The organism is Vibrio makurazakiensis, from assembly GCF_050337375.1.
Lineage (GTDB): Bacteria > Pseudomonadota > Gammaproteobacteria > Enterobacterales > Vibrionaceae > Vibrio > Vibrio makurazakiensis.
The window spans coordinates 1-8,176 of the sequence record NZ_JAKJSW010000190.1 but is presented as its reverse complement, the minus strand read 5'-3'; the positions used below and the strand labels follow the sequence as shown (position 1 = coordinate 8,176).

10 protein-coding genes are annotated in these 8,176 nt (G+C 42.0%); 8 read left to right on the top strand and 2 right to left on the bottom strand.

The annotated features are described in order from the left end of the window. Window positions 1-115 precede the first annotated feature (115 nt). On the bottom strand, window positions 116-826 hold the full coding sequence (locus L4C33_RS17270; protein ID WP_428813647.1) for a substrate-binding periplasmic protein: 711 nt from the start codon (window positions 824-826) through the stop codon (window positions 116-118). A gap of 312 nt (window positions 827-1,138) precedes the next feature. On the opposite strand from L4C33_RS17270, the gene thrS reads away from it, so the two are divergent. The 8 genes from thrS (at window position 1,139) to L4C33_RS17230 (ending at window position 6,523) form a co-directional block, all read left to right on the top strand. Further along, entirely contained in the window at window positions 1,139-3,067 is a 1,929-nt protein-coding gene (gene thrS, locus L4C33_RS17265; protein WP_428813646.1) for a threonine--tRNA ligase, read from the top strand. Further along, window positions 3,064-3,621: a translation initiation factor IF-3 gene (gene infC / locus L4C33_RS17260; RefSeq protein WP_428813648.1), complete on the top strand. Its 558-nt coding sequence runs from the start codon at window positions 3,064-3,066 to the stop codon at window positions 3,619-3,621. The genes thrS and infC overlap by 4 nt, the downstream gene beginning before the upstream one ends. Window positions 3,622-3,731: 110 nt before the next feature. Beyond that, entirely contained in the window at window positions 3,732-3,926 is a 195-nt protein-coding gene (gene rpmI / locus L4C33_RS17255; RefSeq protein WP_017072916.1) for a 50S ribosomal protein L35, read from the top strand. Between the two features lie 42 nt (window positions 3,927-3,968). Further along, entirely contained in the window at window positions 3,969-4,322 is a 354-nt protein-coding gene (gene rplT / locus L4C33_RS17250; RefSeq protein ID WP_004733517.1) for a 50S ribosomal protein L20, read from the top strand. Window positions 4,323-4,557: 235 nt separating this feature from the next. Next, on the top strand, window positions 4,558-5,310 hold the full coding sequence (locus L4C33_RS17245) for an SDR family oxidoreductase (RefSeq protein WP_428813645.1): 753 nt from the start codon (window positions 4,558-4,560) through the stop codon (window positions 5,308-5,310). A gap of 40 nt (window positions 5,311-5,350) precedes the next feature. Then, on the top strand, window positions 5,351-5,572 hold the full coding sequence (locus L4C33_RS17240; protein ID WP_428813644.1) for a DUF1289 domain-containing protein: 222 nt from the start codon (window positions 5,351-5,353) through the stop codon (window positions 5,570-5,572). 140 nt (window positions 5,573-5,712) lie between these two features. Then, window positions 5,713-6,033, top strand: a complete 321-nt coding sequence (yqfB, locus tag L4C33_RS17235; protein ID WP_428813643.1) for a N(4)-acetylcytidine aminohydrolase — start codon at window positions 5,713-5,715, stop codon at window positions 6,031-6,033. Window positions 6,034-6,094: 61 nt separating this feature from the next. After that, entirely contained in the window at window positions 6,095-6,523 is a 429-nt protein-coding gene (locus L4C33_RS17230) for a hypothetical protein (protein WP_428813642.1), read from the top strand. Between the two features lie 145 nt (window positions 6,524-6,668). Here L4C33_RS17230 and L4C33_RS17225 read toward each other — a convergent pair whose 3' ends face one another. Next, a complete protein-coding gene (locus tag L4C33_RS17225) occupies window positions 6,669-7,778 on the bottom strand; it encodes a M20/M25/M40 family metallo-hydrolase (RefSeq protein WP_428813641.1) in 1,110 nt (369 codons plus the stop codon). Window positions 7,779-8,176 lie beyond the last annotated feature (398 nt).

Below are 8,176 nucleotides of genomic sequence, written 5' to 3'. Positions count from 1 at the left end.
ATATAAGCCTCTGCACATAAGGAAGCCTTGATTAAGTTTAGACGCGAAAATGTTGATTGCTAAATTATATGCTACTTGTATGCATGCGAACTGGCCAAACAGAGTTCAATTATGCTTAGTCTGCCTTTCCAGAGTAGCCTTTAAGTGCGGAGTTGAAATTATTCATAAGATTAGGATTTCTCGCCAATGAACGTTTGGTCAAATACAAATAGAGAGGTTTATCTTTAACTAATGATGATCCGAGCTTTCCAACCATACCGTGCTCTTTAATCAGTTTTTCAGCGACTAGGTTATTGGCAATAAATAGATCAATCCGTTGATACTTTAGTTGAAGCAACAGCTGTTCAGTTGTTGTTGGCCTGCTATAGATTGCGTAGCCATTCTCTTCCAACCACTTGGACATGTTAGAGCCCTGGAACGCGCCTATACGTGCCATAGGGTCTAAGTTCTCAGTATTCTGTGGGTTGGATTTAAGCCAGTACCATTGCCATTTTTGCTCAGCAATCACGTCCGTTTTACTGGCATAGGTATCTCTATAATTATTCTGGGAGCCCGCAAAAAAACCATCTACTTCATCACTCTCAGCCATTATTTGGGCTCTTGACCAAGGGACGACCAAAACTTGCACGTTTATTTCCATTGATTCGAAAGCGCAAAAAACTCTATCTACCGCGAATCCAGTAAAGTCATCCGTAGCAATCTTTTTCACCGGAGAGCCACTTGGGAAGCTGCCATATGGAGACAAGTTATGAGTTGCTAAAACGATGTCTTGAGCAAACAGGAGACTTGAAAATAGATAAAGTAACGTTTGGCCTAAATATTTCATAATTAAACACCGCCGTTCAGTCATACATGTAAATGACTATAGACCTTTAAGCGTGTATAGGACGGCTTTTAACCCGCTTCATATAGCCCGTGATGATCAAACTGATAGAGCGAATTGATACTGTGACTTGCATTGTCATTTTATATTAATTCGTTACAATGCTCGGATACTAACTAGGGAGCATCTGTATTTGCGCCCGAATTTGTATTTCTATACATATATCCCAGCTAGTGACTCAATTAGCTGAACTAAAATATATTAAATAATTTTCATGTGTTGCTTGGTATGCAACACCACTGTAAAGGATAAATAATGCCAATTATTACTCTTCCTGACGGCAGTCAGCGTCAATTTGACAACCCAGTTTCTACTCTAGACGTAGCCTTATCAATCGGTCCTGGCCTTGCGAAAGCAACTATTGCTGGTCGTGTTGATGGCAACCGTGTTGATGCATGTGATCTTATCGAAAACGATGCTAGCTTAGAGATTATTACAGCAAAAGATGAAGTAGACGGTCTAGAAATTGTTCGTCACTCTTGTGCTCACTTACTTGGTCACGCTATTAAGCAACTGTTCCCAGAAGCTAAAATGGCTATCGGTCCTACAATCGATAACGGTTTCTACTACGACATCGATTTAGAGCACTCTTTAACGCAAGAAGATATTGAAAAAATCGAAAAGCGTATGAAAGAGCTAGCTAAGACCAAGTACCAGGTTGTTAAAAAGAAAGTTAGCTGGCAGGAAGCGCGCGATGCATTTGAAGCTCGCGGCGAAACATACAAGATTGAAATCTTGGATGAAAACGTTTCTCGTGATGATCAACCAGGTCTTTACCACCATGAAGAATACATCGATATGTGTCGTGGTCCACACGTTCCACATATGGGCTTCTGTCAGCACTTTACGTTATTAAACGTAGCTGGTGCGTACTGGCGTGGTAACAGCGACAACAAAATGTTGCAACGCATCTACGGCACAGCTTTCCATGATAAGAAAGCACTTAAGGCTCACCTTACTCGCCTAGAAGAAGCTGCTAAACGTGACCACCGTAAAATCGGTAAGCATTTAGATCTTTTCCACATGCAGCAAGAAGCACCAGGCATGGTTTTCTGGCACCACAACGGTTGGACTATCTTCCGTGAACTAGAAATGTTTGTACGTGAAAAGCTAACTGAATACGATTACCAAGAAGTTAAAGGTCCACTAATCATGGATCGCGTTCTTTGGGAACGTTCTGGTCACTGGGACAAGTACGCAGAAGCAATGTTCACAACTTCATCTGAAAGCCGTGAATATGCTCTTAAGCCAATGAACTGTCCAGGTCACGTTCAAATCTTTAACCAAGGTTTGAAATCATACCGTGATCTACCACTACGTATGGCTGAGTTCGGCTCATGTCACCGTAACGAGCCATCAGGCGCTCTACACGGTATTATGCGTGTTCGTGGCTTTACCCAAGATGATGCTCACGTATTCTGTACTGAAGAGCAGGTTCAACAAGAAGTTAAAGCATGTATCGAGATGGTTTACGATACATACACAACTTTCGGTTTTGAAAACATCGTTGTTAAGCTGTCTACTCGTCCTGAACAACGTGTTGGCTCTGATGAAATGTGGGATCGCGCTGAGGCTGACCTTAAGTTAGCCCTTGAATCTATGGAAATTCCATACGAGATTCAAGATGGCGAGGGTGCTTTCTACGGACCTAAAATTGAATTTACTCTACATGACTGTTTAGATCGTGCATGGCAATGTGGTACAGTACAGCTCGATTTCGCATTACCAGAGCGTTTAGGCGCTACTTACGTAGGTGAAGATAACGAGCGTCACACGCCAGTTATGATTCACCGTGCGATTCTTGGTTCGTTAGAGCGCTTCATCGGTATTCTTATCGAAGAATATGCAGGCTTCTTCCCTGCATGGTTGGCGCCAGAACAAGCAGTTGTAATGGGCATTACTGACAAACAGTCAGAATATGTGCAAGAAATTACAAAAAAACTGCAAAAAAGTGGAATTAGAGTAAAAGCGGACTTGAGAAATGAGAAGATAGGCTTTAAAATCCGCGAACATACTTTGAAACGTGTACCGTTCATGCTTGTGTGTGGTGACCAAGAAATGGAAGCCGGCGAAATAGCAGTACGTACTCGTAAGGGCAAGGACCTTGGTAAGCTTAAAGTGGATGACTTTATCTCATACATCCAAGCTGAGGTTTCAAGCCGTAAGCTCAATCTGGAGGAATAGCTATTAAAGGCGGAAGACGTGGCCAACAACCGGCCAAGCAAAACCAGCACCGTTTAAACGGTGACATTCGTGGCGTTCGTGAAGTGCGTCTAACTGGCGCAGACGGCGAAGCTGTTGGTGTAGTTTCAATTGCTGAAGCACTTGAAGCAGCAAATGAAGCTGGTATGGATCTTGTAGAGATCAGCCCTAACGCCGAGCCGCCAGTTTGTCGTGTGATGGACTACGGTAAGTTCCTCTTCGAGAAGAGCAAAGCTGCGAAAGAGCAGAAGAAGAAGCAAAAGCAGGTTCAGATTAAGGAAATTAAATTCCGTCCTGGAACTGATATTGGTGACTATCAGGTAAAACTACGCAACCTGACTGGTTTCCTAGAAGACGGCAACAAAGTGAAGGWAACAATTCGCTTCCGTGGCCGCGAAATGGCCCACCAAAACATCGGTGTTGACGTTCTAAATCGTTTGAAAGCGGATACTGAAGAAATTGCAGTAGTCGAATCTTTCCCAACGAGAATTGAAGGTCGCCAGATGATTATGGTATTGGCGCCGAAGAAGAAGTAATTAAAGGCTTTACAAGTAATAATAGCGCCACTGCTGTTTTACAGCGGTGGCGTTTTATTCGCCCTAATTACTATGTTTATTAACAACTCAACAATGCGGAGTTATTCATCATGCCTAAGATGAAAACCAACAAAGGTGCTGCTAAGCGTTTCCAGAAAACTGCTGGTGGTATTAAATTTAAGCACGCTGGTAAACGTCACATCCTGACTAAGCGTACTACTAAGAACAAGCGTCAGCTACGTCCTAACTCAATCCTTCCTAAATGTGAAGTGGCTGCAGTTATTCGTATGATGCCATACGCTTAATTCTTTTTAGTTTATAAATTCGTTTAGTTTAGGAGAAGCATAATGCCTCGCGTAAAACGTGGTGTACAAGCTCGTGCACGTCATAAGAAAGTTCTAAAACAAGCTAAAGGTTACTACGGAGCACGTTCACGTGTTTACCGCGTAGCTTTCCAAGCAGTTACCAAAGCTGGTCAATACGCTTACCGTGACCGTCGTAACAAGAAACGTCAATTCCGTCAACTTTGGATTGCACGTATCAACGCGGCATCTCGTCAAAATGGTCTATCTTACAGCCGTTTCATCAACGGTCTTAAGAAGGCATCTATCGAGATCGATCGTAAGATTCTTGCTGACATCGCAGTATTCGACAAAGCAGCATTCGCTGTTCTAGTTGAAAAAGCGAAAGCATCTCTATAATTTAGAGTTAGCTTTAAGGTTTAATAAAAGGAGGGCTTAGGCTCTCCTTTTTTATTGCCTGTAATTTACGAACTTCCTACCGAATATAGCTTTGCAGCCTTTGTTGCGACTGCCTCCTTTCTTTCCAAAATAATCACCAGCTGATTCATTGCAATGCTCGCTTAGAAATTTCTACAGAACCTTTCTGTCATTTACGTTAAGTTATAGGAACTTATAAAGTTTCAGGAAGAAAAACATGATTGAACCAAAAGTCGCAATTGTTACGGGAGGCAGTCGAGGAATCGGTGCTGAAGCGGTTAGGGTTTTAGCAAAAGCAGGCTATGCAGTTTGCATTAACTACGTTTCAAATGATGAAGCAGCTCAGGATTTAGAAGCTGAAATCAAGGAGCTTGGTGCACGCTGTATCAGCGTAAAAGCTGATGCTTCTATAGAAGCTGATGTTGAACGTTTGTTTGATACTGTAGATAGAGAGTTGGGAACAGTTACGGTGTTGGTTAACAATGCAGGGATCCTAATGAAACAATCACGGTTAGAAGATCTTTCTATTGAGCGTTTTACAAGAGTACTGAATACCAATGTCTTGAGCTGTTTCCTATGCAGCAAACAAGCAGTTAAGCGTATGTCGACTAAGCATGGTGGTGTTGGTGGGGCTATTGTTAATGTATCTTCAGGTGCAGCTAAAAGCGGTTCACCAAACGAGTACGTCGATTATGCATCATCGAAAGGTGCAATGGACACGTTAACACGTGGACTAGCCATGGAAGTGGCGGGGGAGGGTATTCGAGTTAATGGGGTTAGACCAGCTCTAATCTATACCGATATGCATGCATCTGGTGGTGAAGCCGCTCGGGTTGATCGCTTAAGCTCTATTATTCCTTTACAGCGAGGTGGGCAGCCCCAAGAAGTAGCGGAGGCAATATTATGGCTTGCGTCGGATAAATCTTCATTTGTCACAGGTAGCTTTATTGATACTACGGGCGGGTTATAAGTCGCTGGTTTTTAGGTAGCAGTTATTATGGGAGTAATTCATGGCTCATAGGCACTCGAAAGATAATATGCCAACGGATCTATGTAAGGTGAATAACCCATGCATCAGAAATTGCTGCCTTGATGAAAATGATGTCTGTGTTGGGTGTTTCAGAACCTATCAGGAAATTATAGGTTGGGGCGCTTCCAGCAATGAACTGAAAGCTGAAATTATGCGTTTATGCGAAATTCGGCGTTTAAGCAAAACGACGAATGGACTTTGATTACTGAATGCCACCATAATTTTACAGTGAATATGTTTGGTCGTAGCTTCGAGCACACTTAAGTCTAACGAATACTGATATTGGTACACTTGTGTCAATTAGGGTAAATTACGACAGTACTTTAAATTTGGTGAATAATAATGACTTACCCTACAAGCATGAGTTTTTTTGAACGTTTTGAAGCTGATATCTTATCAGGAAAGAAAACCATAACTATTAGAGACGAATCTGAAAAAAACTACCAACCAGGTTCAACGGTGAGAGTGTCAACTCTAGAAGGTTCAAGAGAGTTTTGTTCGTTAAAAATCCTTGCTGTGGATCCTATTTTGTATGGTGACTTAACAGAGTTCCACGCTGAGCAGGAAAATATGACCCTGCCTGAATTGAAAGCAGTGATTCACGATATTTACCCTGGCATAGAGCAGTTATATGTCGTGAGTTATCAGTTAGTGTCTAACTAGACTAATGTAATGATGACCACTGTTTAGTGACATTGGCAGTAGCTGAAAAGGTAATCTTAGAATGAGTCAAAAGGTCATGTTACAGCTCTACTGTCGAGAGCTACATAAACAAACGCTACTAGAATTGGATGCATTAAACGTAGAGCTTGCGTCGAGCTTATCTTATAAAAATTGGGTAAACACGAAGAGAGCACTAAAGTCTGAAGAAGTGGCAGATTCTGTCTGGATAAAAAGCTGCACAGGCGGCTATATTACAGAACTTCATTTCCAATCTGATGGCACCTTGACTGAGTTTCGGTTGTTCGACCGATTTAAAACCGTAGGCACTTGGCAGGAAAAAGAAGGTTTGCTCCATGTTACTATCGTCAAAGGTGATAACCAGTATCAATTTATTATCGTCGGAAATGCTGACGTTAACATCCACTCAGCAGTCGAATATAAAAATGGTGAATTGCATTCCTACCTAAAGCTTGCTCAAGTGAAGTCTTAGTTTATTCGCTACGGTGTCTAACAATATGGTTAGTTGACAGTAGTATGGTCACTTATTGCGATATATGTTGAACGTGATAAAAATAAACAAGCCGGCGTAATGCCGGCTTGTTAGTTTTTCATGAAGGATAGGAAACTAACTTAGTTTAATTTTTCGTTACGTAAGCGACTACAAATTCAGTGATAGAAACCATGTCTTTCACTGCAATAAACTCTTCCGCGGTGTGAACTTTTGCCATACCCGTCGATAGGTTTACCGTTGTTAGCCCCTTCGCATTGAAGTTGTTTGCGTCACTACCGCCACCGGTACGTTTGGTATTCGCAACGATACCTAAAGACTCAAATGCAGATTTGATCGAGGTAATGTGCGGATGATCATCTGCGATCACAAACGCATTGTAAGCTCGGGTTGATTCGATCTCGACTTCCGCTCCAAATTTTTCTGCACTTGCTTCGAATATTTCGATCATGTGAGCAACTTGTTTCGAAAGCTTATCATCATTTAGAGATCGAGCTTCAGCTACTACTTTTAACTCTGGCATAACAATGTTTGTTGCTTGACCACCTTCAACGATACCGATATTCGCCGTAGTTTCTTCGTCGATACGCAATAGGTTCATTTGGTTTATAGCATCTGCCGCCACTTGAATTGCGCTGATGCCTTCTTCTGGTGCTAGGCCTGCGTGTGCTGGGCGACCTTTAATGTGTGCGACGATTTTCTGTTGTCCAGGTGCTGCGTTCACGATGGTGCCAATTGGGCCACCTGTATCTAATACGATGGCGTTCTTCGCTTGAATATAAGACATATCAAAGTTCAGAGAGCCAAATAAACCACCTTCTTCATATACGGTGAAGGCGATTTCAATTGTTTGATGAGCCAAACCTTCAGCTTTAATGCAGCGAACAGCCTCCATGATTGCAGCGATACCTGATTTGTCATCACCGCCTAAAATAGTGTTACCTTTTGAGCGAATAATGCCGTCTTCAATTACCGGCTCAATTCCAATACCAGGTGTTACTGTGTCCATATGGCAGCTAAATACAGTGCTGCCTTCAAGCGATCCAGGTAAGCGCGCGTAAATGTTAAAGCCATTTGATACTTCTTCTGGGACTGCCAGTTTATGAACCTCAAAGCCAAGTTCACCTAGTTGCTCCGCTAATGCTTCTGAAATCGCTTTCTCATTTTTTGACTCACTATCAATTCGTACCAACTGACAGAAATGCTCGATCAAACGTTGTTCATTTATTTGGGTCATAGCTAACTTCTCATTATGTATAGCATGCAAAAATGCACACTAGTGTAGGAACAGGAATGCCAATATAGCCCCGTACGAGAGACTAATTGTCTGAGCTAAATCAAATAAAGATTCGGATTAGTTAAAAAGCGCTCACGATCGAACTTTGATGCATATAAATGCAAGCTGAATCACTAGCTTATGGTATGATATTCCGTAGGTTTTGCAGCATGTTACTAGGGTTATAAAATGTTCGTTAAGTGGTCGAAAATTTGGAAGAGCAAGAGTGTTCGTTCAATATCATTGCTACTAGCTGGAAGCTTTTTATTGTTTCTCTATCTCCTGCGCCCATTGCAAAGTACTGAACCTACAACACTGCAACCTCGATATATACCAGTTTTCGATCCAGACAATGAAGT